The organism is Methylobacterium sp. 88A (genome assembly GCF_000376345.1).
Taxonomy (GTDB): Bacteria; Pseudomonadota; Alphaproteobacteria; order Rhizobiales; family Beijerinckiaceae; genus Methylobacterium; species Methylobacterium bullatum.
In genome coordinates, this window is sequence record NZ_AQVT01000001.1 from 1,827,132 (window position 1) to 1,851,569 (window position 24,438).

At 70.0% G+C, this 24,438-nt stretch carries 23 protein-coding genes; 11 read left to right on the plus strand and 12 right to left on the minus strand.

The genetic code is table 11. From position 1 onward, the window contains the following. Positions 1-17: 17 nt before the first annotated feature. Positions 18-1,121 carry a tlde1 domain-containing protein gene (locus A3OM_RS0108675; RefSeq protein ID WP_018043352.1) on the minus strand — a complete coding sequence of 368 codons (1,104 nt, stop codon included), beginning with the start codon at positions 1,119-1,121 and terminating at the stop codon, positions 18-20. Between the two features lie 310 nt (positions 1,122-1,431). Next, positions 1,432-1,728 (minus strand): hypothetical protein, encoded by a 297-nt coding sequence (locus A3OM_RS0108680; protein ID WP_018043353.1) that lies wholly within the window; start codon positions 1,726-1,728, stop codon positions 1,432-1,434. Positions 1,729-1,988: 260 nt separating this feature from the next. Between A3OM_RS0108680 and A3OM_RS0108685 the strand changes: the two genes are divergently transcribed. Together A3OM_RS0108685 and A3OM_RS0108690 are read left to right on the plus strand one after the other, a co-directional pair. After that, a complete protein-coding gene (locus tag A3OM_RS0108685) occupies positions 1,989-2,978 on the plus strand; it encodes an Ldh family oxidoreductase (protein WP_018043354.1) in 990 nt (329 codons plus the stop codon). 87 nt (positions 2,979-3,065) lie between these two features. Further along, on the plus strand, positions 3,066-4,262 hold the full coding sequence (locus tag A3OM_RS0108690; protein WP_018043355.1) for a phosphatase domain-containing protein: 1,197 nt from the start codon (positions 3,066-3,068) through the stop codon (positions 4,260-4,262). A gap of 21 nt (positions 4,263-4,283) precedes the next feature. Here the strand turns inward: A3OM_RS0108690 and A3OM_RS0108695 are convergent, their stop codons facing one another. The 9 genes from A3OM_RS0108695 to mdcA all read right to left on the minus strand — a co-directional run bounded on the left by A3OM_RS0108695 (position 4,284) and on the right by mdcA (position 11,751). After that, positions 4,284-4,577 (minus strand): hypothetical protein, encoded by a 294-nt coding sequence (locus A3OM_RS0108695; protein ID WP_018043356.1) that lies wholly within the window; start codon positions 4,575-4,577, stop codon positions 4,284-4,286. Positions 4,578-4,656: 79 nt separating this feature from the next. Then, positions 4,657-5,106 (minus strand): GNAT family N-acetyltransferase, encoded by a 450-nt coding sequence (locus tag A3OM_RS0108700; RefSeq protein ID WP_026175858.1) that lies wholly within the window; start codon positions 5,104-5,106, stop codon positions 4,657-4,659. 560 nt (positions 5,107-5,666) lie between these two features. Then, positions 5,667-6,608 carry a hypothetical protein gene (locus A3OM_RS0108705; RefSeq protein ID WP_018043358.1) on the minus strand — a complete coding sequence of 314 codons (942 nt, stop codon included), beginning with the start codon at positions 6,606-6,608 and terminating at the stop codon, positions 5,667-5,669. After that, positions 6,605-7,468: a triphosphoribosyl-dephospho-CoA synthase MdcB gene (mdcB, locus tag A3OM_RS0108710; protein WP_018043359.1), complete on the minus strand. Its 864-nt coding sequence runs from the start codon at positions 7,466-7,468 to the stop codon at positions 6,605-6,607. The genes A3OM_RS0108705 and mdcB overlap by 4 nt, the downstream gene beginning before the upstream one ends. Further along, on the minus strand, positions 7,465-8,136 hold the full coding sequence (gene mdcG / locus A3OM_RS0108715; RefSeq protein WP_018043360.1) for a malonate decarboxylase holo-[acyl-carrier-protein] synthase: 672 nt from the start codon (positions 8,134-8,136) through the stop codon (positions 7,465-7,467). The genes mdcB and mdcG overlap by 4 nt, the downstream gene beginning before the upstream one ends. Further along, positions 8,129-8,860 (minus strand): biotin-independent malonate decarboxylase subunit gamma, encoded by a 732-nt coding sequence (mdcE, locus tag A3OM_RS0108720; RefSeq protein ID WP_018043361.1) that lies wholly within the window; start codon positions 8,858-8,860, stop codon positions 8,129-8,131. The genes mdcG and mdcE overlap by 8 nt, the downstream gene beginning before the upstream one ends. Next, positions 8,847-9,779 (minus strand): biotin-independent malonate decarboxylase subunit beta, encoded by a 933-nt coding sequence (locus A3OM_RS0108725; RefSeq protein WP_018043362.1) that lies wholly within the window; start codon positions 9,777-9,779, stop codon positions 8,847-8,849. The genes mdcE and A3OM_RS0108725 overlap by 14 nt, the downstream gene beginning before the upstream one ends. Further along, positions 9,779-10,090 (minus strand): malonate decarboxylase acyl carrier protein, encoded by a 312-nt coding sequence (gene mdcC / locus A3OM_RS0108730; protein ID WP_018043363.1) that lies wholly within the window; start codon positions 10,088-10,090, stop codon positions 9,779-9,781. Before mdcC ends, A3OM_RS0108725 begins: the two co-directional genes overlap by 1 nt. Before the next feature lie 14 nt (positions 10,091-10,104). Further along, a complete protein-coding gene (gene mdcA / locus A3OM_RS0108735; protein ID WP_018043364.1) occupies positions 10,105-11,751 on the minus strand; it encodes a malonate decarboxylase subunit alpha in 1,647 nt (548 codons plus the stop codon). Positions 11,752-12,050: 299 nt separating this feature from the next. Here mdcA and A3OM_RS0108740 point away from each other — a divergent pair, with 299 nt between their 5' ends. The 5 genes from A3OM_RS0108740 to A3OM_RS0108760 all read left to right on the plus strand — a co-directional run bounded on the left by A3OM_RS0108740 (position 12,051) and on the right by A3OM_RS0108760 (position 17,451). Continuing rightward, positions 12,051-12,719, plus strand: a complete 669-nt coding sequence (locus A3OM_RS0108740) for a GntR family transcriptional regulator (protein ID WP_018043365.1) — start codon at positions 12,051-12,053, stop codon at positions 12,717-12,719. A gap of 115 nt (positions 12,720-12,834) precedes the next feature. Beyond that, positions 12,835-13,197 carry a hypothetical protein gene (locus A3OM_RS0108745; RefSeq protein WP_018043366.1) on the plus strand — a complete coding sequence of 121 codons (363 nt, stop codon included), beginning with the start codon at positions 12,835-12,837 and terminating at the stop codon, positions 13,195-13,197. 41 nt (positions 13,198-13,238) lie between these two features. Continuing rightward, positions 13,239-14,639: a PepSY domain-containing protein gene (locus A3OM_RS0108750; RefSeq protein WP_018043367.1), complete on the plus strand. Its 1,401-nt coding sequence runs from the start codon at positions 13,239-13,241 to the stop codon at positions 14,637-14,639. 25 nt (positions 14,640-14,664) lie between these two features. Next, positions 14,665-15,066 (plus strand): hypothetical protein, encoded by a 402-nt coding sequence (locus A3OM_RS0108755; protein ID WP_018043368.1) that lies wholly within the window; start codon positions 14,665-14,667, stop codon positions 15,064-15,066. 63 nt (positions 15,067-15,129) lie between these two features. After that, positions 15,130-17,451: a TonB-dependent receptor gene (locus A3OM_RS0108760; RefSeq protein WP_018043369.1), complete on the plus strand. Its 2,322-nt coding sequence runs from the start codon at positions 15,130-15,132 to the stop codon at positions 17,449-17,451. A gap of 80 nt (positions 17,452-17,531) precedes the next feature. Here the strand turns inward: A3OM_RS0108760 and A3OM_RS0108765 are convergent, their stop codons facing one another. Beyond that, positions 17,532-19,751: a TonB-dependent siderophore receptor gene (locus A3OM_RS0108765; protein WP_081612646.1), complete on the minus strand. Its 2,220-nt coding sequence runs from the start codon at positions 19,749-19,751 to the stop codon at positions 17,532-17,534. Positions 19,752-20,226: 475 nt separating this feature from the next. On the opposite strand from A3OM_RS0108765, the gene A3OM_RS0108770 reads away from it, so the two are divergent. The 4 genes from A3OM_RS0108770 to A3OM_RS23700 all read left to right on the plus strand — a co-directional run bounded on the left by A3OM_RS0108770 (position 20,227) and on the right by A3OM_RS23700 (position 24,434). Next, positions 20,227-21,021 (plus strand): lytic transglycosylase domain-containing protein, encoded by a 795-nt coding sequence (locus A3OM_RS0108770; protein WP_018043371.1) that lies wholly within the window; start codon positions 20,227-20,229, stop codon positions 21,019-21,021. Between the two features lie 154 nt (positions 21,022-21,175). After that, positions 21,176-21,637 carry a DUF4126 family protein gene (locus tag A3OM_RS0108775; RefSeq protein ID WP_018043372.1) on the plus strand — a complete coding sequence of 154 codons (462 nt, stop codon included), beginning with the start codon at positions 21,176-21,178 and terminating at the stop codon, positions 21,635-21,637. A 421-nt stretch (positions 21,638-22,058) separates the two neighbouring features. Beyond that, positions 22,059-22,439 (plus strand): response regulator, encoded by a 381-nt coding sequence (locus tag A3OM_RS0108780; protein WP_018043373.1) that lies wholly within the window; start codon positions 22,059-22,061, stop codon positions 22,437-22,439. An 84-nt stretch (positions 22,440-22,523) separates the two neighbouring features. Continuing rightward, complete coding sequence (locus A3OM_RS23700; protein ID WP_018043374.1) at positions 22,524-24,434, plus strand: AI-2E family transporter; 1,911 nt, start codon at positions 22,524-22,526, stop codon at positions 24,432-24,434. Positions 24,435-24,438: the final 4 nt, after the last annotated feature.

The following is a 24,438-nucleotide window of genomic DNA, read 5'->3' on the forward strand; positions in this document are numbered from 1 at the left end:
TGGGAGACGACCGGGGATCAGCGGCCGAACAGCCTCGCCGTGAACGAGGCCGGCGCGTCCCCCTTATGGCCGGCCACCACCACGAGGCGGCGGATGTCGCCGCGCAGATAGGCCTGCAGGAAGCGGTTGTAGTCCTTGAACACCACGCAGCCGTTGGACGCGCCGCTCGGTCCGAGCATGTAGGTATGGGCGAGGATGCCGTCGCGGCCGTGGATGGCAGCGCTGCCGCCAACGGGGTTGAGGCGGATGGCGCGCACACCGTGGAACAGGGCCTCGCGCTCGGTCAGATCGTAGGTGCCGGGCGGCGTCGCCCCGCGCATGCGGACATGGACGAGACGCGGGTTGTCCATGTGCTGGCCGAGGCCGGAATGGGCCTCCAGCTGCTCGCCGCTCGGCAGGGTCACCGTGCTGGCGCTGATGTCGTAGATCGCGGTCCCGCCGCCCGCCGTGGCGGGCACGCGGTCGAGGACCCGGCGCTGGCTGAGATCGATGGCGCCCGTATCGGCGGAGGCATAGGCGAGGGCGGGAGCGGGGCTGCGTTCGGGATCACGCCGGCCGAACACCGTCTCGAAGAACGAGCGCTCGGCCTCCACGTCCTGCCGGGCCGCCACCACCGTCCGCGACGACGGGCGGCGGGTGGCGAGGCGCGGCTCGCGGGAGAGAGGCTTCAGGTCGAAAGGGCGCGGCACCGGGGCGGGCATCGGCTGGACGAGGCGGGCCGTCTGCTGGAGCGGCCGTGAAGCGGGTGCGAGGTCTGAGGAGGCCGGCGCCACGGCGGCGAGCGCGATACCGGGGGCGATCTCGACGGGCGAGGCTTGCGGGGCCGCGAACCCGGCCACCTGCATGGGCTCCGAGGCGCGCCAGTCCGGTGTCCGCGCACCCAAGGCGGGGGAGGGGTCCAGCATCCAGGCATAGCTGCGGACGGCGGCGGCGGGCGTCGCCTCGGGGGAGACCTGCCGGCCGGCGTAGGGCGCCGTCGCGGCGGGCACGGGCGTGTCCAACCCGGTCAACCGGGGAAAGGTCGCGACGAACAGCGCGACGACGGCCGTCTTCAGAAGAACGCGGCTGCGCGGCCGGGAACGGCGTGGGCGGCGGCGATAGGTGGACGCATCGTCGATCATGCGGGCTGTACTCGGATACGCGTACCCTGCCCGCACGGCCCTCGAACGACCTCGCCAAGCTCCGCCAGGAGCCCCGCGAAGGTCACATCGATCGTCCATGTCGTTTTAGGGAACCATCAACCTTGATGCCTCCCATTCAGCGCGAAGTTGGTTAATCACCGATAAATCGCGAGCATGTTTTTCGAGAGAATGTACTGGCCGCCCGAACACCTTCCGCCCCCCTATGAAGGCGCCCCGCCTGCCTTTCGGCGGACGGGGCGGTTTCTTGATACATCCGGCACTCCGCCTTCGTGGCGGGCGACCCGGAACCTTACTTGCCGCTCGGAGCCGCACCGCTGCCGGTGGCGGCGTTGCCGCCATTCGAACCGGCCGGCGCGCCCGGCGTCGCATTGGAGGGGACGTCGGTCGCCATGCCCGGAGCCATGGTGGAGCCGGTGGTGTTGGCGCCGCCCATGCGCTCCGCCCCCTTCTCACCGTTGCTCTTCACGCTGCCGGGATTGGTCATGTTGCCCTCGGCGCTTCCGCCGCCAGCGGCCGTCTGGGCGAAGGCCGCGCCGCTCAGCGAAACGGCGAAGGCGGCAGCGATGGCGAATGTCTTGATCTGCATAGTCTATTTCCTCACGTCTTACGAACTTGACCTAATAACGTCGCACTGCCCACATGGTTCAATGAAATAACGCCCCGGAAATTTTCATTTTAGAATACGTCGCACATCGGCTGACGACCACGGCTCAGCTTATCCACTGGCCGCTTTGTCTTAAATCATACCATCGGGAACGTTCAGCTTAGAGCCGGCTCCGGCGATGCCCGGTGCGGAGCCGGACTTCTCCCTCGACAGGCCACGGAGAGCTGTCTTAAGGCCACGCCATGCCGATCCTTCGACTCGACGCCGCCCATCGCCTCGCCACGGACACCCTGGTCCGCTGCGGAACCGCGCCTGCTAATGCCGAGAGCGTCGCCCGCGCCCTCGTCGCGGCGGAAGCCGACGGGCTGCGGACCCACGGGCTCATGCGGCTGCTGGCCTATGGCGAGCAGGTGCGGGCGGGCAAGATCGTCGGCGATGCCGTCGTCACGAGCGCGCGGCCGAAACCGGGACTGCTCGCCATCGATGCGGCCCACGGCTTCGCCTATCCGGCCCTCGACACGGCCATCGCCCTCCTGCCGGAGATCGCCCGCGCACAGGGGATCGCCGCGGCCGCCATCCGGCGCTCGCATCATTGCGGGGCGGCCGGGCGGCCGGTGGAGGCCCTGGCCGAACGGGGTCTCGTCGCCATCCTGTTCGCCAACGCCCCCGCCTCCATGGCGCCCTGGGGCGGAACCCGGCCGGTCTTCGGCACCAACCCCATCGCCTTCGCCTGCCCGCTGCCGGGGGCGGAGCCGGTCATCGTCGATCTCTCCCTGTCGAAGGTGGCGCGGGGCAACATCATCACCGCCAAGCAGCGCGGCGAGGCGATCCCCGAGGGCTGGGCCCTCGACGCTGAGGGCAATCCGACCACGGACCCCGTGGCGGCGCTCGCCGGCACCATGGTGCCGTTGGGCGATGCCAAGGGCACGGCCCTCGCCCTCATGGTGGAACTGCTCGCCGCCGGCCTCACCGGAGCGCGTTTCGCCAGCGAAGCCACGTCCTTCCTCGATGCCGAGGGCGGCCCTCCCGCCACCGGCCAGCTCATCCTCGCCATCGACGCCACGGCCTTTGCCGGCAATGCCCTGGAGCGCTTCGCCGTGATGGCCCGCTCGGTGGCGGAACAGGACGGCGCACGGCTGCCCGGAACACGCCGCTTCGCCGCCCGCGCCCGTGCCGCCGAGGAAGGGATCACCCTCTCGGAGACGCTGCTGGCGGAGATCGAGCGGCTGTGACGACGCTCGAACCGAGAGGTCCCTCGCAACCTTCGGCCCCGACGGCGGCTTGACCGCGATCACGATCGTCTTGCTTCGGGCCGGCCCATGACCTCACCTCCTCCGACCCCCGAACGGGCGACGCCGCGCTGGCGCAGGGCGGGCGGGCGCCTGCTGGCGCTGGCCGCCCGACCGGTGCGCCGGGCGCAGGGGACGGGCGGGACGGTGATCGAGGCCTATCGCGGCTACGGCTCGACGAGGGAGATCTTGCTGATCGGCCGGGTCTTCCGGCAGGCACGCCGCGACCCGGACCCCGAGGCCGACGACATCGCCGCCGACCTGCGCGACATCGCCCGGCGCATCCGCAGGCGCAAGGTCGCCGATGCGTCCGTCGTCGCGCGCTTCGGCGGGGCCGAGACGACCGCCGTGACCGACCGCGACGGCTATTTCCGGGTGAGCCTCAAGCCGCCGAACGTGCCCGCCGGCGAGGACCATTGGCACAGCGTCGAACTCGAACTCGTGGCCGATCCGCCGGTGCGGGCGCAGGGGCAGGTGTTCATCCCGCCGGAGAAGTGCCGCTTCGTCGTCATCAGCGATATCGACGACACGATCATGCATACGGGCGTGGCCAACAAGCTCAAGATGCTGTGGCGGCTGTTCGTGGCCGATGCGGAGGACCGCGTCGCCTTCCCGGGAGCGGCGTCCCTGAGCCGGGCGCTGCATGCGGGCGCCACCGGCGACCAGTCGAACCCGATGCTCTACGTCTCCCGCGCCCCCTGGGGCATCTACGACATGCTCAGCGAGTTCTTCCGGCAGCACGGGATTCCGGCGGGGCCGGTGCTGTTCCTGCGGGAATGGGGCCTGTCCTGGCGCCATCCGCTGCCGCGCCGTGCCGAGGACCACAAGCGCGACCTGATCCGCCACATGCTGGCGCTCTACGGCGACCTGCCCTTCGTCCTCATCGGAGACAGCGGCCAGCACGACCCGGAAGTCTATGCCAAGATCGTCTCGGAGAATCCCGGCCGGGTGCTCGCCGTCTACATCCGCAACGTCTCGCGCGACCCGTGCCGGGCCGAGCAGATCGAGCGCCTGTCGCAGGCGATCCTCGAGGCCGGCAGCAGCCTGGTGCTGGCGGGGGACACCACCATCATGGCCGACCATGCCCTCTCGCTCGGCCTCATCGGCAAGGAGGGAGCCGACGCGATCCTGGCGGAATGCCGGTCACAGGACATGCCGGAGACGGTGGAGCCGATCGTCATCGAACCGGGCGACGACAAAGCCACCGCCCAGAAGGCTCCGGCCTGAGAGCGGGGCTGCGTCGCCCCGTCAGTACCCGTATCCGTCATAGCCCCGGCGCGAGGGCCGATAACCGTATTCGCCGGCGCCGCCATAGGGGCGGGGGGCGACGTAGCGCCGGCCATAGGTCTGCAGATAGGGATCGAGGCGGGGATCGCGGTAATTGCCGTTGTTCACGCCGGCCGAGCGGTCGTTGCCGCTCAATGCCGAGTAAGGCGAGAGCCCATCGCCACCACCGCCGGTGCCGCCGCGCGCCAAGGCGGCACCGGTGAGGCCGAGGAGAAATGCCGAGGCGAGGGTCGTGCGGATGAGAGTCCGTGTCATGCCGGTCTCCTTGATCGGGTCGAAGTGATCACTGGAAGCAACGACGCGGTGAATCGCACGGTTCCCGGAGTGACCGGTATCAGCTCTTCTTACGCAGCGGCCGGGTGAACAAGGATCCGGCCCGCTCGAATCCCGTGCTGTCGCAGAAGGCCGGCAAAGTCTCCTCACCGGGCGCGGCGGCGAGTTCGAGGGTGGTGCATCCCGCCATCCGGGCGGCCTGCGACGCGGCCTTCAGCAGGAGACGGCCGATGCCGCGTCGGCGCTCGTCCGGTCCGACCAGGAGGCCGGTGATCTGGGCGACGGGCTGAGCCGCCGTCAGCGAACGGTACCAGTGCAGGACGACGAGACCGCTCGGCGGCCCCCATTCGACGGCGATGAGGGCCGTCCCGCTCCCAAGGCGCAAGGCCTCCAGCCGCTCGGCCAGATCGCTCACCGCTATGGACTGTCCCGATGCCTGGAACAGGGCGGCAAGGCCCGCCGCATCGGCAGCGGTCGCAGCCCGGATCTCAAGCCCATAGCGGCTAGCCAAACGCGTCTCCGGTGGATGTCATTGGGACATCCATAGACCACCGGCGGAGAACTCGGGACGTCTCCTCGTCCTCGCGCGCGACCCGTCCGCGCGGTCATGAAGACGGACGGGGCGGCGCACCCTCGGCACACCGCTCCGTCCATCCGCCACGCCTCGCTTGGGGGCAGTCGGAGCGCAGCAGATCCGTTTCGCGCCGTTCTGTTTCTGGATGATGTCCGCCCCTCGCCCGACCCGCCGATTCAGCGGTCGCAGCCGATGCAGATGTCGCGGACCACACGGTTGCGCATCGGGCCGGTCCTCTGGTTCGGAAGCTCGCCGCTGAAAGCATGGAGCTGCGGTCGCGCAGGAGGCTCGGGATGTCGGACGGGCTCACTCGGGACAGTGCTCGGCCGGGGTGCTGGCGGTGTCAGCGCCATGTTCTGAGCGGCACAGGGGATCGCCGATGCCAGCGCGGCACTCAGGATACCGGCCCCGTAGATCCATCTCGACATGGTCAAGCCTCCGCCCGACTCCTCAACGCGCTGGCGGGGCATACGGTTCACGGCGGAAGCCGGGGCGGTTCAGCCCGCGCCTTCCTGCGCCGCGAGCCAGTCCGTGAGCCCGGACAGGGAGCGGAAGTCGGAGACGGCATGGACGGCCGCTCCCGGCATGGCGTCCCGCGCCATGGTCGCCAAGGCATGTCCGGGGCCGAGTTCGAGGACGGCCCGCGCTCCGGCCTCGCGGATGCCGTCGAGGCAGGCCGCCCAATCGATGGTCCGCGAGATCGCTTCGGCCAGCTTGTCGAGCCCCTTGGCGGCATCGAAGACCGGGGCACCGTCGAGACCGCTGAGGAGGCGAGGCGGCGGGCCGAGACGAGACGGCGGCAGGATCTCGGCCCGCGCCAGCTCCGCGCGAAACCGCGCGCTGGCCGCCGCCAGGAGCGGCGTGTGCGAGGGGGTATGGACCGGAAGCAGCACCGCCCGCGCCGCCCCCGAGGCGAGAGCCCGAGCGCAGAGCGATTCGAGATCGGCCACGGCCCCGCCGGCGACCACGCTGTCGGCGGCGTTGAGGATGGCGAGATGGCAGCCGTGCTCCTCGACCAGGGCCGCGACCCGCGCGCGCGACAGGCCGCGAAGGCCGGCGAGCCCGTAGCCCGGCCCGCTGGCCTCATCCATCGCCTCGGCGCGCGCGGCGGCCAGTTGCAAGATCGCGGCGGGGGAGAACCGTCCCGCGCAGCCCCAGGCGGCGAGATCGCCGATGCTGTAGCCGGCCAGGACCACACGGCCGTGGCTCCCGTCTCGCAGGACGGTCCAGGCGGCGAGGCCGGCGACGCAGCAGAGGATCTGACCGGTGCGGTTGCCGTGCAGGGCCGGGCCGCCCGTCCGGGCGAGGTCGCGCGGGTCGGCGCCGAGGAGAAGCGTCGCCGCCGCGAAGATCTCCTGAGCGGCGGGATGATCGGCCACGAGATCGAACATGGCGGGATGCTGGCCACCCTGGCCCGAGAGCAGGACCGCGAGACTCATGCCGTCTCCAATCCGTCGACGAACAGGGTCATGGCGAGGAGGTCGGCGCTGCCGCCGGGGCTGAGATTGCGCGCGACGAAAGCATGGTGGACGGCCTCCGCTCGTGCCCGCCAATCGTCCCGCGCGACGCCTCCTCCGGCGAGGAAGGCCGTGGCCGAGGCGCGGGCGAAGGCATAGCCCGCCTCGCCGCCGCGATGGAGCAGGTTGGTATCCTCGAGATGGGCGATCAGGGCGAAGCAGGCCTCGACGCGCGCGGCCTCGTCGTCCCCGGGCCGCAGCCCTCGCGCCCGGCGCAGGGCGGGCAGCCCGACCATGTAGAGGGCCGGAAATCCCGCCGCAGCCTCGGCGGGCGCGCCGCCGATTCCGTAGCGCCGCCGTGCCGCCGCGCCCGGCGCATGGAGCAGGACGGGTCCGGCGAGGATCGCCCCGCCGTAACGCTCGCTCACGTGGCGCCCGAGCGCTCCCGGCGGCAAGCGGCAGGCCGTGTGGGCGAGGGCGCCCGCCGCAGCGGCGAGCAGACCGAGGCCGAAGATGGCGCCGCGATGGGTGTTCACCCCGCCCGTCGCCTCCCGCATGGCGGTTTCGGCCTCGATGCCGATCCGGCGAAGGGCAGGCATCCCGGCCCCTGCGGCTCCGGCATCCGCCAACTCGGCGAAGGAGGGCAGGAGGGCCGTGGCACTGGCGCGAAAGGTGCCGGCATCCATGTCGGCATGGCTGCCGCGATCCACATGGCTGACGAGGCCGGGCTTCGGATAGGTCTCGACTTCGCGGCGCAGGGACTCGACCGCGCGTTCCGCGATGTCGCCGGGGCTGAGCGGAATCCGGGCGTCCCTGATCGGAGAGCGGGCGAGGGCGATCATGACGTCACTTCCGCGAGAAACGACGCGGCGGGGCGCAGGGCGAGGCTTTCCCGCCCCTTGCACAGGACGGTTCCGCCGATGGGAGCGTCGAGCAGTTCGCGCCAGTTGATGCCGACCCCGTCGGGCAGGACGATCTCGCCATCGAGGCGCATCGGCGCGCGCGCCTCGATCCGCGCGAGGGCCTGCAGAAACCGGGGATCGACCCGGCCAGAGACAGGCCAGAGGAGGTCGAGATCGGAGCCCGGCCCGAGATAGGGAAGACCGGTCAAAGCCTGCCACTGCAGGCTTCCGAACACATGCGGCACGAGGCGGTGCTCGCGCTCGAGGGCCAGCACCTCATCGACCACCGGCCGCCATGCCGGCGGTGCGGTCTCCCGCGCGCTCTCCAGGGTGACCGGCCCAAACCGACTCGCGGCGGCGGCCGGCAAGGCAAGGCCGATCCGACGCTTGCCGGCGGAAGGCGGCAGCGGCAGGCCGGCGGGGATGTGGTCCGCAGGCTCGCCGGGATCGCGGCGTCGGACGATGACCGGCCAGCCGCGACGGGCCCATTCGGCGAGATGGGGAACGCCGTCGAGATCCCCGCGCCCGGCGAGGAGGCGCTCCCAGGATGCCGGGTCGACACGCAGGAGGTCGTGGCGAGCGAGCCCCGACGCCTCGTCCTCAGTCACGGGGTGCCACGTCGCCCGTCGCCGCCCGCACAACCCGCCTGGCGATGTCCTGCGCCATGAGCCGCCCGCCGCGCTCATGGCCGAGGGCGTCGCGGCCATCCGTTGTGGAACTCCCGGCGATGAGGGCTTCGATCTGGGGGCCGAGCGGTGCCGTGGGGTCGAGCACCGCGTGGACCGCCCCCGCCTTCACCATGTTGTCGAGGCCGGGCGCGAAGACGGAGGTGGATGTCGCCATCTCCTCCAGCCGCTCGAGGGGGAGCTTCGTGACCCGCGCCACCGAGGCCAGGTCCATCACGCTCGGATGGGCGCCGGGCAGGGCGGCGAGCACCCGCGTCGCCAGGGCGGTGGCGATGAAGGCGCCGGCCGCCGTGTGCCCATAGACGAGGCCGATCGTGGGATGGCCGCTGGCATCGGCGAGGAGCAGCGCCTTGGCGAGATGGGCGAGATACTCGTTGAGGCCCAGCAGCTCGTCGCGGCGGCTCATGCGCTGGCTGTCCGAATCCACGGCGACGAGGATCGGCGTCTCGCCGCCCCGGCGCACCACATCGAGAACGCGCCCGGCGAGCAGACAGGCGCCCTCGATCCCGAGCGGGGTGTTGCCGTCGATTCCGACCACCGCGAGACGGCCCGCTCCGAAAGGCCCGTCGCCGCCGATGAGGCCGTCCACGACCTCGACGCCATGCCCCTCGGGGAAGAGCGAATGCAGGATCTCAGCGAGCGTCATGAGGCGCCTCCGGCAGTCGGGCGAGAAGGGCGTCGAAGGCATGACCGTCGAGGCCCGGCACGGCGGCGGGATCGTTCACCCCGAGGCGGCCCCAGATCTCGGTGGCGTCGCGAGCGTCGCCGAACCGGTGGAGGCGAGCCTCGAGGCGCGCCTGCTCTGCCTCCAGGGTGGCGAGATCGAAGGCCGGCGCCTTGCCGATCTGTTCGCGGGCGGCATCGCGAAACGCGCGGATCGTATCGTCCGCGAAAGCGTCCGCCCCGCCGATGAGCCGGCGGTGCTTGCCGCCCATGGTGCGCCAGACCAGCGCCCGGTCGCGGGAATCGAATTCCTCCGCGCCCTTGTTGGTCTCGATCACCTCCGGGCCGGAGACGCTGATGCGCCCGCCCTCCGAGACGACGAGGCGCGAGCAGGTGCCGGCGATGAGGCCGCCGCCGCCGTAGCAGCCGGCGCGCCCGCCGATCAGCCCGACCACGGGCACGCCCGCCCTGCGCAGGTCGACGATGGCGCGCATGATCTCGGCGATGGCGGTCTCGCCGGCATTGGCCTCCTGCAGCCGCACGCCGCCGGTATCGAACAGGATCAGCACCGCCGCCGGCTTCACCGCGAGCGCGGCCCGCAGCAGGCCGACGAGCTTCGCACCGTGGACCTCGCCGAAGGCCCCGCCCATGAAGCGGCCCTCCTGCGCGGCCAGGAGGACGAGCGAACCGCCGAGGCTCCCGCGTCCCACCACGATGCCGTCGTCGAAGGCGCGCGGCAGGTCGAAGGCGGGCAGGTGCGGACTCATCACCCGCTGTTCGGGGCCGAGGAACTCCTCGAACGAACCGGGATCGACGAGGGCGTCGAGGCGGGCGCGGGCGCTGGCCTCGTACCAGCTCTGGTCGAGGGGATCGGCGGAGAGGGAGACGGGGCTCATCGCCATCACACGGCCTCCATCAGCCGGGCACCCTGGAGCAGGCGCAGGGTCACGGTGTCGGGCCGTGCCCCGCCATCGTTGATGGTGATGCGCAGGCCGCCGGGCTGCCGGCGCGCCACGAAATCGGAGACCACCGCCTCCCAGACCGGTCCGTATCCGTTGATCGCGGTATCGATCTCGACGATGCATGCGTCGGGCGCGAGGCTGCGCTCCATCAGCACTTCGAGATTGCCCGAGGCGACCACGCCGGTGATCGCCTGGGCCTTGGTGCCGGGCAGGGGCTTCGCCGTCCGATGCCGGAAGGTCAGCTTTTCCATGGGGTGGCGCTCCCTCACCAGTTCCGGAACTTGGCCGGCGGCTCGTAGAGGCCGCCCGACCAGTGCACGAGATCCTTGATCGACCGCGCCGCCAGGAGCGAACGGTCGGCGTCCAGGGGATCGATGCCGAGATCCTCCGGCCGGCGGATGATTTTTCGCGCGCGCAGCGCCTCGACCATGGCGTGGTCGCGGCCGCGCCCGACATCGGTGTAGCCGGCGACCCCGCGGATCGCCTGCTCGCGCTCGTCGAGCGTCCGGCACAGAAGCAGGTTGGCGATGCCCTCTTCGGTGACGATGTGGGTGACGTCGTCGGCGTAGACCATCACCGGAGCCAGTTCGAGATCGAGCTTGCGCGCCAGTTCGAGGGCGTCGAGCCGCTCCACGAAGGCCGGGACCAGCTTGTCGCCGAAGGTCTCGACCAGCTGCACCACGAGCTTGCGGCCCCGGCGTAGCGCCGGATCGCCGGTGCCGCCGGCCTCCCCGCCGGCCTTCATCCAGGGGTCCGAGGGGTGGCGCCTGCCATGCGGATCGGAGCCCATGTTCGGCGCGCCGCCGAACCCCGCCACCCGGTTGGTGGTGACGGTGGAGGAATTGCCCTGGAGATCGATCTGCAGGGTCGAGCCGATGAAGAGATCGCAGGCATAGAGCCCCGCCGTCTGGCAGAAGGCGCGGTTGGAGCGCAGGCTTCCGTCCGAGCCGGTGAAGAACACGTCCGGCCGCTCGCGGATGTAGCGGTCCATCCCGACTTCCGAGCCGAAACAGTGGATCTGCTCGACCCAGCCCGATTCGATGGCCGGGATCAGGCTCGGATGCGGGTTGAGCGCCCAATGGGTGGCGATCTTGCCCTTGAGGCCAAGCCGCTCGGCGAAGGTCGGCAGCAGCAGCTCGATGGCGGCGGTGCCAAAGCCGATGCCGTGGTTGAGGCGGCGGATGCCGTATTCGGCGTAGATGCCCTTGATCGCCATCATGGCCATCAGGATCTGCGTTTCGGTGACCGCCGCCGGATCGCGGGTGAAGAGCGGCTCCACGTAGAACGGCCTGTCGGCCTCGACCACGAAATCCACCCGGTCGCCGGGGATATCGACACGGGGGACCCGGTCGACGATTGCGTTCACCTGCGCGATCACGACGCCGTTCTTGAAGGCGGTGGCCTCCACCACCGTCGGCGTGTCCTCGGTGTTGGGGCCGGTATAGAGGTTGCCGTCGCGATCCGCCGAGACGCCCGCGATGAGGGCGACATTGGGCGTCAGGTCGATGAAGTAGCGCGCGAAGAGTTCGAGATAGGTGTGCACCGCGCCGAGCGCGATCTGCCCGCCATAGAGCATCCGGGCGATGCGGGCGCCTTGCGGCCCGGAATAGGAATAGTCCAGGCGCCGGGCGATGCCCTGCTCGATAATGTCGAGATGCTCGGGCAGCACGATGCCGGACTGGACCATGTGCAGGTCGTGGACCCGCGCCGGGTCGCAGGCGCTCAAGGCCCTGGCGAGACAATCCGCCTGTTTCTGGTTGTCGCCTTCGAGGCAGACCCGGTCGCCGGGCAGCAGCACCGCCTCCAGCAGGTCGACCACCGCCGACGCGGCCACGACCTTGCCCTCGGCATGGACCCGGCCGCGCTCGATCCGCGCGTCCCTGGCCTTCCGCTGCACCCGCCAATCGGTCATCCGATCCGCCTCTCGTCATCCGGACCCGCATCGGCGGAGACCGTGGGAACGCGCGGCCAGCGACAAGTCGCGGACCGTCCCGTATCGCGCCATGCGTACCCCGTCTGGCGACCAAGTCAATTCTGGGTATACCGTTATGGGTTATCGGCCAGGTAAAAAATACGAGATGGCGACAGGACGAGGCCTCGGCATTCCGGGCGTGCTAGGAGCATCCCAATCCCGCTTGACGATCCGCCCCATCTGCGATGAGGGACATCGTAAGGCGGGCCGGCAACGCAAGCGGGGAGGGGACGACGACCATGGACGGCATCGCCGAGGAGCGGGGGCTTCTCTCCGACCTGATCCGCAACGCCCTGACCGACGAGATCGCGGCCGGCACCCTGAGCGCGGGCACGGCTTTGGACGAGCAGGATCTGGCCGACCGCTTCGGCGCCTCCCGCACGCCGGTGAGGGAAGCCTTGCGTCAGCTCGCCTTCAACGGGCTCGTGGAGCTGCGGCCGCGCCGGGGCGTCGTCGTCACCCGGATGACGCCGGAACGGATCATGGACATGTTCGAGGCCACCGCCGAGTTCGAGGCGATGTGCGTGCGCCTCGCCACCTACCGGATGACGCCGCTCGAGCGCAGCCACCTGATGGACCTGCATGCCCGTTCGGAGGCGATGGTGGAGGCGGGCGACGTCGACGCCTACGACACGCTGAACCGCAGCTTCCATGAGGCGCTCTACGGCGCCACCCATAACGGCTTCCTGCTGGAACAGGCGCTCGCCTTGCGCACGAGGCTCTCGGGGTTTCGCCGCACGCAGCTGCGCCATGGCGAGCGGATCAGGACCTCCCGCGCCGAGCACGGCGAGATCCTGGCGGCCATCGCCGAGGGCGACGGCGACGCCGCCGCGAGGCGGATGCGCGCCCACATGCTCAACGCTGCCAGCGCCATCGGCCATTACATCGCCGAACATGCCGGCGCTTAAGGTCCACGATTTCTCGGACCCGCGCGCCCTTCGAGGTCTTCCCCGTCGGGGACGAGCCTGCGGACTCGGAGGAACCACGTTGACGGCGCGAGAACCCGTGCCGTAAGGCCTCATCATGCGGAAGCTCTCGCCAGGGACGGCCGGCCTGCGCGCGATCATCGCCATGATCGCGCTCTACGGCCTGTGCCTCCAGGCGTTTCTCGTCACGATGACGCCACCGGCCCAGGCGGGATGGGAAAGCGCCCTTTGCGGGCATGACGCAGCGGGCGATCCTGCCGATGCGAGCCCGGCCTGCGCGCATGCGTGCTGCACGGCGGCCCATGCGGGACCGCAGGCGCCGGGACAGGACACGGCCTTCGCAACGGTGGTCTGGCAGGCACGTCCGGCCCCGCTTGCGCCACGTCCGGACGTGGCGGTCCCCGCCGCGCGGGCACCGCCCGACCAATCCATCGGATCGCGAGGTCCGCCTTCCGCCTGAGAGATCAACCGTTTCGATCGCTCAGACCCGGATTGACCCCGATGACCCCATCGTCCCAGGGCGGCGCCCACGCATTTCGCGGGTCCGACGCCATGCACGCGTCGCGCGACGGCATCTATCGCGCCGTCTGGCGCTGGCATTTCTATGCCGGGCTACTGTGCCTGCCCTTCCTCGTCCTGCTCTCGACCACCGGCGCGATCTACCTGTTCAAGGACGAGATCAACGCCGCGCTCTTCGCCCACCGCACCGAGGTGGCGGCGCAGAACCGAGCGTCCGTGAGCGCGAGCCGCCTCGTCTACACCGCCTCCGAAGCGGTTCCGGGCGGTGTGCCGGTCTCCTTCACCGGCCCGGCCTCCGCGACCGCCTCCGCCCTCGTGACCATGAGGGAAGGCGGTAGCCGGATTCAGGTCTACCTCAACCCCTACAACGCCGACGTCCTCGACGTCGTGAACACCGAGAGCGACCCGATGATGGTGGTGAGGCGCCTGCACAGCCTCAGCTATTTTGGCACGATCGCCAACGGGATCGTGGAGGTGGTGGCCGGGTTCGCCATCATCCTCGTCGTCACCGGCACCTATCTGTGGTGGCCGCGCGGGCAAGGGGGCGGGAAGGGGGGTGGTGTCGTGACAGTCCGCGCGAGGCCGTCCAAGCGCGTCTGGTGGCGGGACCTCCACGCGGTGACCGGGCTCGTGGCCGGTGCCGGCCTGTTCGTCCTCGCGATCACCGGCCTGCCCTGGTCGGTCTGGTGGGGCCAGCAGGTCCGCGCCCTGTCGAACGAGGCGGGGCTCGGCCAGCCGCGCGCCCTGTGGGCGGGGAAGGCGGTGTCCGCCGTGCCGATGAAGGACCGGCTGACCCAGGCGGGCTGGACCATGGAGGACGCACCCATGCCGGTCTCGCAACCGGCGGACGCGCCCGCCATCGGCCTCGACCGGGCCCTGGCCATCCTCGACGGCCTCGGCATGCCACGGGGCTACGAGGTCGCGCTGCCCGAGGGACCCACCGGCATCTATGCCGCCGCGATCTACCCGCGCGACGTCGACCGCCAGCGGCTGATCTCCCTCGACCAATATACCGGCGCCCCTCTGGTGGACGTGGCCTTCGCCGATCTCGGCAGCGTCGGGCAGGCGATCCAGTACGGGATCGGCCTGCACAAGGGCGAGTATTGGGGCCGCCTGAACCAGTTGGCGATGCTGGCATTCTGCCTCGCCACGATCCTGCTCAGCGTCACAGCCGGAACCATGTGGTGGAAGCGGCGGCCGGCGGGCGGCCTCGGCGTCCCGCCCTGGCCGCGCGACCGCCGGATCGCCGCCACGGTCACCGCCCTGGTCCTGGGTCTCGGCGCGCTGTTTCCGCTGACCGGCCTCGCCATCCTCGCCATGATCGGGCTCGACCTCGGCATCCAGGCCCTCCGGCGCCAAGGGCGGCGACCGGCGGCGGCCTGATCCGAGCGACGCGGGGACCGCGCCCGTGACCGACCTCATCCGCCAGTTTCGCGCCCTGCGCCTCTGCCTCGGCAGCGGGTTGATCCTGCTCGCCCTGTGGGGACAGGCGATCGCGCCGCTGGCCGGCTTGCGGATCATGGCGGACCACGCCGTACCGGGAGCCTCGGTCGACCCGCTCGCGCTCTCGGCGATCTGCGGTCATGCGGAAGGCTCCCCCGCCATCGGGGATCCGTCTCCCGCCACGCCGGCCTGCAAGGCCTGCCCGCTCTGCGCGGTCGGGCTGTCGAGCCCCCTCGTTCCCCAAGCACCATCGGTGGCGCGGCGCCAGGGATGGCACGCGCTGGCCTGGCCGATCCCGCCGCCATCCGAGCCGGCCCGTCCGCATCGCCCGGCCGGCCAGCCGCGCGCACCGCCGACCGCGTCCTGATCCAGCGCGCGCCGTCTTCCCACGGCGCATCCCCTCTGCCGCGATCCGGAACGAACCCCCTCGATGCCCAGCTCCCGTCCCCCTCATGCCGCCCGCCGCATCGGCGCCCGGCATGCCCTCCTCACCCTCGCCGCCCTGCCGCTCGCGGGCGCCGACGCCCTGGCGCAGGCCGCCGAGGACGGCGTCACCCTGCCGGAACTCTCCGTCGTCGGAGAGCCAGGCCGGAGCGGCTTCGGTGTCGCCTCGCCCCAGGGCTCGGCCCCCAGCGTCATCGAACAGCCCATGGGGCAGGTGGTGACGCAGGTCGGGCGCAGCGGTACGATCGACAACCGCCCCGCCACCGATATCGGCTCTGTCCTCGTCAACAGCCCGGGCGTCACCGTGCGCCAGGGCAACGGCGCGCGCGACGTCGTCATCTCGATCCGGGGCAACAACGCCCGCTCCACCGGCGTCACCAAGAACATGGTGGTCCTGGAGGACGGGTTCATCCTGACGCAGCCGGACGGGGCCTCCCGCTTCGATCTCGTCGATCCGCGCGCCTATTCCCGCATCGACGTGTTCCGCGGGCCGCAATCGGCCCTGTTCGGCAATTACGCCACCGGCGGCGCGCTGGCCTTCCGGACGCGGACCGGCCGCGAGATCGACGGTTACGAGATCGGCACCGAGGCGGGCAGCTTCGGCTATCTCAGCAATTATTTCACCGTCGGCGGCGCCAGCGGTCCGGTGGAGATCAGCCTGTTCGCCAGCGACGCGCGCGGCAACGGCTACCAGGACCATTCCTCCTACGACACCCAGACCATCAACCTGCTAGCGAGCTACACCCCGACCCCGGACAACCGCTTCACCCTGAAGGTGATCAACAACCAGGTGAACGCGGACCTTCCCGCCCGCTCCTCCCTCGACCAGTTCGGCATCAACCCCTACCAGCGCGGCTGCGCGGCGGCGGCCACCGCGGCCCCGGGCTGCACGCTCACGAACCTGCGCATCAACGGGGCCTTCGGCGCCACCGTGCCGGTCACGGCGGACGAGGGCGCCTTCGGGCGCAAGGACCGCCGCACCATCGTGGCGGCCCGCTGGGAACACGACATCGACGCGCAGACCACGTGGCGCACCCAGCTCGGCTTCGACGAGCGCAACTTCAACCAGCCCTTCTATACGACCTCGTCGCGCGGCTCCTATCCATCCTGGAACTTCCTCACCGACCTGACCCGGCGCGGCGAGCTCTTCGGCTTGCCGGCGGTGGGCTACGTGGCGCTGGCCTACAACACCATCGACAACCACATCACGACCTTCAACCGCGCCCCCTATGGCGGGGCGACCCTCGGCGCGCTGATCGGCGACCAGGAGGCCGTGCAATCGAATCTCGGCGGCCGTGCAAGGACGGAGGTCGCGCTCTCGGACCAGTTGACGGGTGTCCTTGGGATCGCGGCGGAGAACACCACCATCACCGGGCGCAACCTCGCCTACGGCTATTCGGCGGACGGACGGACGACCACCGTGGCCACGACCGACCGCAGCTTCCTCAACGTCGCCCCCGAACTCGCCCTGGTCTACCGGCCGAACGCCGCCTGGGCGTTCCGGGGGCGGGTCGCCACCGGATACACCACGCCGGCGGCGAGCAACCTGTTCATTACGCCCGCCGGTGTTCCGGGCAGCAACACCCAACTCCAGACCCAGGAGAATCTCGGCTTCGACCTCGGCGCCGACTGGACGCCGACGGAGAACCTGCGCCTCAGCCTGACCGGGTTCTACGAGTTCTTCCGCAACGAGCTCGTGTCGCAATCCCCCGGCGCCGGGCTCCTGAGCTACACGTTCAACGCCCCGGCCTCGGAGCATCGCGGCATCGAGTTCGCGGCGGACTGGGCCTTCTCACCCGGATGGCGGGCGGTCGCCGCCTACACGTTCGACGACCAGATCTACACGACATACACCGAGCAACTCAGCGCCGGAGCCTTCACCGAAAGGTTCGACCGCGCCGGCAACGCCATTCCGGGCGTGCCCGCCCATCAGCTCCTCGCCCGCATCGGCTACGACCAGCCGACGGGGCCGCTCGCCGGCCTCGGCGCCTATGTGGAGGCGGTCGTCCAGGACGGGTTCTTCATCGACAACGCCAACCAGTTGAAGGCGCCGGGCTACACCGTCGTCAATGCCAACGTGCATTACGCGGCCGACCTCCCCGGCGGCTACGCCAAGCGCATCAGCCTCTACGCGGAAGTCCGCAACGTCTTCGACGAGACCTACGTCTCCTCGGCCCAGAACCTCGCGAACTCCCTCAGTTCCACGACCGGCCTGCAGAACGGCACGGGCGTGCTCGCCACCACCCCGGGCTCGGTCTTCGCCGGGGCACCGCGCAACGTGGTCGCCGGGATGAGGCTGTCCTTCTGATGATGGCGGCGGGCCGGATGCCACATCCGGCCCGCCGCCATCGGGGCCGATCGTGAGATCGGCCTATCGGCGGATTGCCGTCACCACGTCACACGCGCCGTCACCAGGGCCTGGAACGGCTCGCCCACGGCCACCAGCAGGTTGCTGGCCGCCGACGACGAATAATAGGTCTCGTCGAACAGGTTCTTGAGGTTGAGCTGGATCGTCGTCGCCCGACCGTTCACCGCCGTGCGATAGGCCAGGAAGGCATCGCAGACGAGGTAGTGGGGCATGGTGAAGGTGTTGGCGGCATCGCCCGGCCGCTCGCCGATATAGCGGGTGCCGAAGCCGGCCTCGAGGAAACCGGGGCCGAGGCGCAGCGAGCCGAGCTCGCCCTCGCGCGTCACCGCGCCGAACTGGTGGGTGAGGAAGGCGGACGCCGTCACGCGCGGCGTGTTCTGGAGCTCCTTGCCCGCCAGAACCGGGTCCTCGGTCACGAGGGCCTGGGTGAAGCCGTAGCTGCCGATCACCGCCCAATCGGGCAGGATCTGTCCGGCGAAGTCCAGTTCGAACCCGCGCGAACGGGCCTTGCCGGCGGTGGTGGCGATCCGCGCTCCGTCCACCACCTGGGTGACCAGCACGTTCGCCTTCTCGACATCGAACATCGCCCCCGTCACGGTGAGGCCGGGGCCGAGATCGGCCTTCACGCCGACCTCGTAGGCCTCCCCCTCCTCGGGGGCGAGGGAGCCGTTGGTCTCCAGATCGGTGACGTTGGGCCGGAACGAGCGGCTGAAGCTGCCATAGAGCGAGAGATCGGGCGTCAGCTTGTAGACGATCCCGGCACGCGGGACCGGCTGCACGCCGTTGATGTCGGTGGTGACCACGGACGGCCGCCCGGCATAGGCGAGCTGATCGTAGATCTGGGCGCTGACACCGGCCACCAAGATGAGCTGGTCGGTGAGGTGGAACGAATCCTGGAGGTAGAGGCTGGTGTTGTTGAGCCGGTCGCGGACGTCGCTGCCCGTGAGCGAAACCTGGTTCGACGGGCCGAGGCGACCATAGACCGGGTCGAAGACGTCGAAACCGCCCTGGTTCGCTCCGCGAATGGTGGTCTTGCGGAAGTAATCCACCCGCTCGTACATCGCGCCGGCCAGGATGTCGTGCCGCAGGCCGAACGTGTCGACCCGTCCGGTCAGGTCGAGCCGCGCCACATGCGCGTTGAAGTCGCCGCCCTGCGTGGAATCGGCCCGTCGGGTCAGCATGCCCGTCTCGGCATTGTACGAGACCGCGCGGACCTGATTGTCGTCGTAGCCGAGATGGCTGAAGCTGTAGCCGAAATGCAGCCGCCAATCGTCGTTGAAGCGATGCTCGATGTCGAGGCTGGCGAGATGGCTGGTGGCGTCCACGCGGCTGAAGCGTTCGTCGAAGCGGCGGTCGCGCGGGACCCGCAGGGGCTGGCCGTTGCGCGGATCGAAGATGGCGCCGCGGTCGAACGGGATATTATAATGCGCGAACTCGTAGGCCACCGTCACCTTGGTGTCGTCGCCCTTCCAAGTGAGCGACGGGGCCACGACCTGCCGTTCGATCGCGCCGAAATTGCGCCAGTATTGGTAATCCTGGAAATCCCCGACCACCCGGTAGGCGAGGTTGGTGCCTTCCACCGGCCCGGTCACGTCGGCCTGGACGAGGCCGCCGCCGAAGCTCGTCCCGGTGACGCTGAGGGCGCCGTGTGACGTGAATTCGGGACGCTTCGAGACGAGATTGATGAGACCTCCCGGCTCCGAGATGCCGTAAAGCAGGGAGGCGGGCCCTTTCAGCACCTCCACCTGCTCGATGGCGTAGTTGAAGTTCTGCTGCAGGACCGTACGGCGGCCATCCCGCAGGATCGAACTGTCCCGCGTGGTCCCGAATCCACGCCGGATCACGCCTTCCTGCGTGCCCCCGAGGCTGTTGGCCTGGGCGGTGCCGCTGACGTTGCGCAAGGCCTCGTCGAGGGAGAGGACGGCCTGGTCGCGCAGGACCGTGGCGGGCACCACGGCGATGTTGGCGGGCGTGTCGAGGAGCGAAGTGTCCGACCCGGCCCCGAAACTGGTACGCCGGGGCTGGTAGCCGATGGTGCCGCCGCCATCGCCATCGACGGTGATCTGATCGAGGGACACGGCGGTCGTGGAGGGGGTCTGCACCGCCGCCGGGTTGTTCTGAGCCCAGGCCGTGTCCGCGAGGACGAGGGCGGCCCCGCCCGCCAGCAACCATGGCAGGCGATTGGCGGCTCTGTGGTCGAGCCTCGCCGCATGAGGCGGGCATCCTGTTTGGTCTTGCATCGTCGGCTCCCGGAACACTCCGGAAGCACAAGTATTACCAATGATATATGCTGACAATATCCATTATAAACATTGTAATTCTTCTAATTATGCAATTTAATGGTAGATTGTTGGGCAATATTTTTCATCTGAGTGGACAATCCACGAATAATTAAATTTCTGCTACTTTATCTCGCATGCACAATAGCCTGACCATCTAAAGCGTGATGCGACGTGCGCCCGTTCGCGGGGTCCTCGGAGGCGAGCGGGATCGGGCACATCGCGGGTTCGGCAGCGCGTGTAACGCCGCCGGATCGCGTGCCGGCAGCGCACTCGCGAACGGTCAGGGTGGTAACCGTAAGATCACATCTTGCCGGGAACTGGCACGGGCCGCACCGACACCTCGGCAAGGTTGTAGCCTTCCCATGCGGAACGGCTTAGGGCGATCGGCAAAGCTGGCAGTCTCCTGAGAGCTGCCGCGACGAAGGAGTTTCGGATGACCAGACGCGGCTACAAGGGGGCCATCGCCGCCGCCCTCGGTGCCCTGGCCTGCATGGCCGGCACGGCGCAGGCGGCCCAGTGCGGCAACACGGCCAGCGGTTTCGAGGCGTGGAAGACCCAGTTCGCGCAGGAAGCGAAGGGACGCGCCAGCGCCGCGAGCCTCGCCGCCCTCATGGAGACCTCCTATTCCGGCGCCACCATCTCGGCCGACCGGGGCCAGAAGAGCTTCCGTTTGACCCTCGACCAGTTCCTGGCCAAGCGCGGGGGCCCCACCATCGTCGCCCGCGGCCGCAAGCTGAAGCAGACCAACGCGGCCCTGTTCGACTCGATCGAGCAGCGCTACGGCGTGCCGGCCGGCCCGCTCCTGGCGATCTGGGGCATGGAGACGGGCTTCGGCGCGGTTCGCGGCAACATCAACACGCTCTCCGCCGTGGCGACCCTCGCCTATGATTGCCGCCGCTCGGACTTCTTCACCGACCAGCTCTACGCGGCCCTCACCCTCGTCGATCGTGGCATCCTCAACTCCGGGACCCGCGGCGCCGCCCATGGCGAGGTCGGCCATACCCAGTTCCTGCCCAAGAACGTGCTGACCTACGGCACCGGCGGAAGCCTCGACAGCATTCCGAATGCCCTCAACGCTACCGCGAACTTCCTGAAGGGTCACGGCTGGAAGGCCGGAGCCGGATACCAGCCGGGCGAGCCGAACTTCGCGGCGATCCAGGGATGGAACGCGGCCACCGTCTACCAGAAGGCGATCGCCCAGCTCGGACGCCAGATCGACGGCCAGTGACGGATCACGGGGCCCTGCGGGGCCCCGTTTTCGTTCGGGCCGGGCTTTCGCGCCGGAGGCTCGCTCGGCGCTGTTTCCATAGGCCCACCTTGACTTGGCCCCTTCCCGGTCGATCTTCCGGCTTCGACGATGGCGTCGCAGCGGGACATACTCCATGGCCGGGATCGTTCTCGCAGGGTTGATCGGGATGGTGGCGGGTCTGCGGACGTTGACCGCACCGGCGGCAATCGCCTGGGCGGCGCATCTCGGCTGGATCTCCCTCGACGGGAGCTGGCTCGCCTTTCTCGGCTACCGCTCGACGGCCGTCATCCTCACCCTTCTCGCGCTCGCCGAGTTCGTCACGGACACGCTTCCCGCCACGCCGAGCCGCACCGTGCCCGTGCAATTCGCCGCGCGGATCGCGAGCGGCACCCTCTGCGGAGGCGCGATCGGGATCGGCCTGGGACAGCCCGTCGCCGGAGCCCTTGCGGGCGCGGCGGGCGCCGTCATCGGTACGCTGGGCGGCGCACGGGCGAGGGCGCGGATGGCCGCCGCCTTCGGTTCGGACCGGCCCGCCGCCTTCACCGAGGATGCCGTCGCCGTCGTCGCCGCGATCCTCGTCACGAGTGCGCTCTAGCGCCGCCTCCGGGTCTCGCTCCAGGCCCTACCCCTTCGATCCCCCCTGCGTGACGGTCGACAGAATTGTCGTGCTCAAGGACCGGAAGCCCGATTGGTGCGTTGCACTTCGTCACCACGCCTGACACCAGGGCGCTCCGTCGTGAGGAGCGGCCATCCGAGGCCGGGCGGGGAGGGGACGATGCCTCTTTGCACCCATCCGCCGAATGCCCGGACCTATCCGGCGCCGGTCTTCGACGGAGGCGGGCAAAGACGTCGTGACAAGGACGTCGTGACAAGGATGTGGCGACCGGGCCGGCAGGCACGGAACGTGATGACCAGAACACGAGCGATCGGATGTGAGGGCTCCCGGCCTGCCGAACGACCGCTCACGCAAACGCAGCCCCGACGAGTCGGGTCGACATGATGCCGGAGTTCCCTTGATGGCCAAGATCCTACTGGTGGAAGATCACGAAGAGATCTGGGACTTCCTCTCCCGCCGTCTCAAGCGACGCGGCTACGACGTCATCCTGGCTCATGACGGCGAGGCCGGCGTGCAGCAGGCGCGCGCCGGACGGCCGGACGTGATCCTCCTCGATATGAACCTGCCCATCCTCGACGGCTGGTCGGCGGCCCGCGCCCTGAAATCCAGCGGCGACACCCGGGACATCCCGATCATCGCGCTCACGGCCCACGCCATGCTCGGCGACCGCGACAAGGCGATCCAGGCCGGCTGCGACGATTACCATCCCAAGCCCATCGACTTCTCCAAGCTCCTCACCCAGATCGGCGCGGCTTTGGGCGGCGCGGAAACGCCGGCCTGACCGCCGGTCCGATCCAGGACTTCGCGCGTCCCGACGGGACGGGGCTTCCACTGACACGCGTCGAGACGAGAAGACCCATCCTCCATGAGTGACGATCCCATCACCGCGCGCCTGATGCGGCAGGCGATGCCGGTGTTCACGATCCTGGCCTCGTGCCTGCTGGTCGTCACCATCGCGTCGATGCTGTATTTCGGCCGCGACATCATCGTGCCCGTGGTCCTGGCGATCCTCCTCAGCTTCGTCCTGGTGCCCGCCGTGCGCGTGCTGAGGCGGGCGATGGTGCCGCGCGCCGCGGCGGCGCCCCTCGTGGTGGTGGCGGCCTTCGCGGCGATCATCGGGGTCGGGCTGCTCATCACCACCGAGGCGGGGCAGCTCGCCTCCGACCTGCCGCGCTACCAAATCACCATCCGCGAGAAGATCGCCTCTGTGAAGGAGGCGACCTCGGGCAGCGGAACCCTGTCGCGCATCGTCGACATGGTGCAGGACCTCGGCGAGGAGTTGCAACCAGCGCCTTCGAAGGACGAAGACCTTCCGGGCCGGTCGGGCAGTCGCGCCAACCCCCTCCACGTTGTGGTCGCGACCCCGCAGGCCGCCCTCGCCACGACGCTCGGCGCCTTCGTCGGGCCGATCCTGCACCCGCTCGCCACAGCGGGCCTGATCCTGCTCTTCACGATCTTCATCCTGCTGCAGCGGGAGGACCTGCGAAACCGCGCCATCCGGCTCGCCGGGTCGGGCGACCTGCGCCGCACCACGGCGGCCATCGACGACGCCACCAGCCGGCTCAGCCGGTTCTTCCTGGCGCAGCTCGCCCTCAACATCGCCTTCGGCGCGGTCATCGGCACCGGCCTCTGGTTCATCGGCGTGCCGAGCCCGATCCTGTTCGGCGTGCTCGCCGCCATCCTGCGCTTCGTGCCCTATATCGGCGGCGCCATCAGCGCCCTGCTGCCCCTGATCCTGGCGGCGGCGGTGGATCCCGGCTGGTCGATGGTCATCGCCACGGCGCTCCTGTTCCTCATCGTCGAGCCCATCGCCGGCCATGTGGTCGAACCGCTGCTCTACGGCCATTCCACCGGCCTCTCGCCGCTGGCGGTCATCCTGGCGGCCACGGTGTGGACCTTCCTCTGGGGACCGATCGGCCTCGTCCTCGCGACGCCGATCACGGTCTGCCTCGTCGTCCTCGGCCGTCACGTGGACCGGCTCTGGTTCCTCGACGTCATCCTCGGCGACCAGCCGGCCCTGGCGCCGCCCGAAATCTTCTACCAGCGCATGCTCGCCGGAGACCCGGCCGAGGCGATCGAGCAGGGCCGGCAGGTGCTGAAGGCGCGGGCGCTGGTGACCTATTACGACGAGGTCGTGCTGGCGGGCCTTCGCCTCGCCCAGGACGACCTCGCCCGCGGAGCCCTCGACCGGTCGCGTCAGAGCGAAGTCGGCGCGGCGATCCGCACCGTGGTCGACAGGCTCAAGCTCGCGCCGATCAAGCGGTCGGGCTCCGCCGGAAATGCCGAGGCGGCGGCGGCCATCGCCGCGGCGGGGCCGGACAGCAGCAGCGCCGGCATCGTCCTGGCGCGGGACGATCTCGCCGCGAACTGGCGCGGCGCCACCCCGATCCTCTGTGTGTCGAGCCGGGGTCCGTTCGACGAGGCCGCGACCCTGATGCTGAGCCAGATCCTCGGCCGTCATGGTCTGGCCGCCCAGATGACCTCGCTCGCCGACCTGCGCGCCGACAAGCGGCCCGAGCGCGCCGACGAGATCGCGATGATCTGCTTCTCCTATCTCGAACCGGTCAGCCTCTCGCAGATCCGTCTCACCGTCCGCCAGGCCCGCAAGGAACTGCCGGGCGTGAAGGTGCTCGTCGGGTTCTGGCGTGAGCGCGACCCCTCGACCCTCGACCGCCTGCGCCGGACCACCTCCGCCGACGTGCTGGTGACCTCCCTCAACGACGCCCTCGACGCGGCCCTGCGCTATGCCGCGCCGGGGCGGGCGGGACGCGGCTGAGGCC

What these genes read in the sequence shown, in the direction of transcription:
- A3OM_RS0108675 (WP_018043352.1), bottom strand. Translation starts at nt 1,121, where the DNA reads ATGATCGACGATGCGTCCACCTATCGCCGCCGCCCACGCCGTTCCCGG.
- mdcA (WP_018043364.1), bottom strand. Translation starts at nt 11,751, where the DNA reads ATGACCGATTGGCGGGTGCAGCGGAAGGCCAGGGACGCGCGGATCGAG.
- A3OM_RS0108695 (WP_018043356.1), bottom strand. Translation starts at nt 4,577, where the DNA reads ATGACACGGACTCTCATCCGCACGACCCTCGCCTCGGCATTTCTCCTC.
- A3OM_RS0108690 (WP_018043355.1), top strand. Translation starts at nt 3,066, where the DNA reads ATGACCTCACCTCCTCCGACCCCCGAACGGGCGACGCCGCGCTGGCGC.
- A3OM_RS0108680 (WP_018043353.1), bottom strand. Translation starts at nt 1,728, where the DNA reads ATGCAGATCAAGACATTCGCCATCGCTGCCGCCTTCGCCGTTTCGCTG.
- A3OM_RS0108685 (WP_018043354.1), top strand. Translation starts at nt 1,989, where the DNA reads ATGCCGATCCTTCGACTCGACGCCGCCCATCGCCTCGCCACGGACACC.
- A3OM_RS0108770 (WP_018043371.1), top strand. Translation starts at nt 20,227, where the DNA reads ATGACCAGACGCGGCTACAAGGGGGCCATCGCCGCCGCCCTCGGTGCC.
- A3OM_RS23700 (WP_018043374.1), top strand. Translation starts at nt 22,524, where the DNA reads ATGAGTGACGATCCCATCACCGCGCGCCTGATGCGGCAGGCGATGCCG.
- A3OM_RS0108775 (WP_018043372.1), top strand. Translation starts at nt 21,176, where the DNA reads ATGGCCGGGATCGTTCTCGCAGGGTTGATCGGGATGGTGGCGGGTCTG.
- mdcE (WP_018043361.1), bottom strand. Translation starts at nt 8,860, where the DNA reads ATGACGCTCGCTGAGATCCTGCATTCGCTCTTCCCCGAGGGGCATGGC.
- mdcB (WP_018043359.1), bottom strand. Translation starts at nt 7,468, where the DNA reads ATGATCGCCCTCGCCCGCTCTCCGATCAGGGACGCCCGGATTCCGCTC.
- A3OM_RS0108745 (WP_018043366.1), top strand. Translation starts at nt 12,835, where the DNA reads ATGCGGAAGCTCTCGCCAGGGACGGCCGGCCTGCGCGCGATCATCGCC.
- A3OM_RS0108760 (WP_018043369.1), top strand. Translation starts at nt 15,130, where the DNA reads ATGCCCAGCTCCCGTCCCCCTCATGCCGCCCGCCGCATCGGCGCCCGG.
- mdcC (WP_018043363.1), bottom strand. Translation starts at nt 10,090, where the DNA reads ATGGAAAAGCTGACCTTCCGGCATCGGACGGCGAAGCCCCTGCCCGGC.
- A3OM_RS0108740 (WP_018043365.1), top strand. Translation starts at nt 12,051, where the DNA reads ATGGACGGCATCGCCGAGGAGCGGGGGCTTCTCTCCGACCTGATCCGC.
- A3OM_RS0108750 (WP_018043367.1), top strand. Translation starts at nt 13,239, where the DNA reads ATGACCCCATCGTCCCAGGGCGGCGCCCACGCATTTCGCGGGTCCGAC.
- A3OM_RS0108780 (WP_018043373.1), top strand. Translation starts at nt 22,059, where the DNA reads ATGGCCAAGATCCTACTGGTGGAAGATCACGAAGAGATCTGGGACTTC.
- A3OM_RS0108705 (WP_018043358.1), bottom strand. Translation starts at nt 6,608, where the DNA reads ATGAGTCTCGCGGTCCTGCTCTCGGGCCAGGGTGGCCAGCATCCCGCC.
- A3OM_RS0108725 (WP_018043362.1), bottom strand. Translation starts at nt 9,779, where the DNA reads ATGGCGATGAGCCCCGTCTCCCTCTCCGCCGATCCCCTCGACCAGAGC.
- A3OM_RS0108765 (WP_081612646.1), bottom strand. Translation starts at nt 19,751, where the DNA reads ATGCAAGACCAAACAGGATGCCCGCCTCATGCGGCGAGGCTCGACCAC.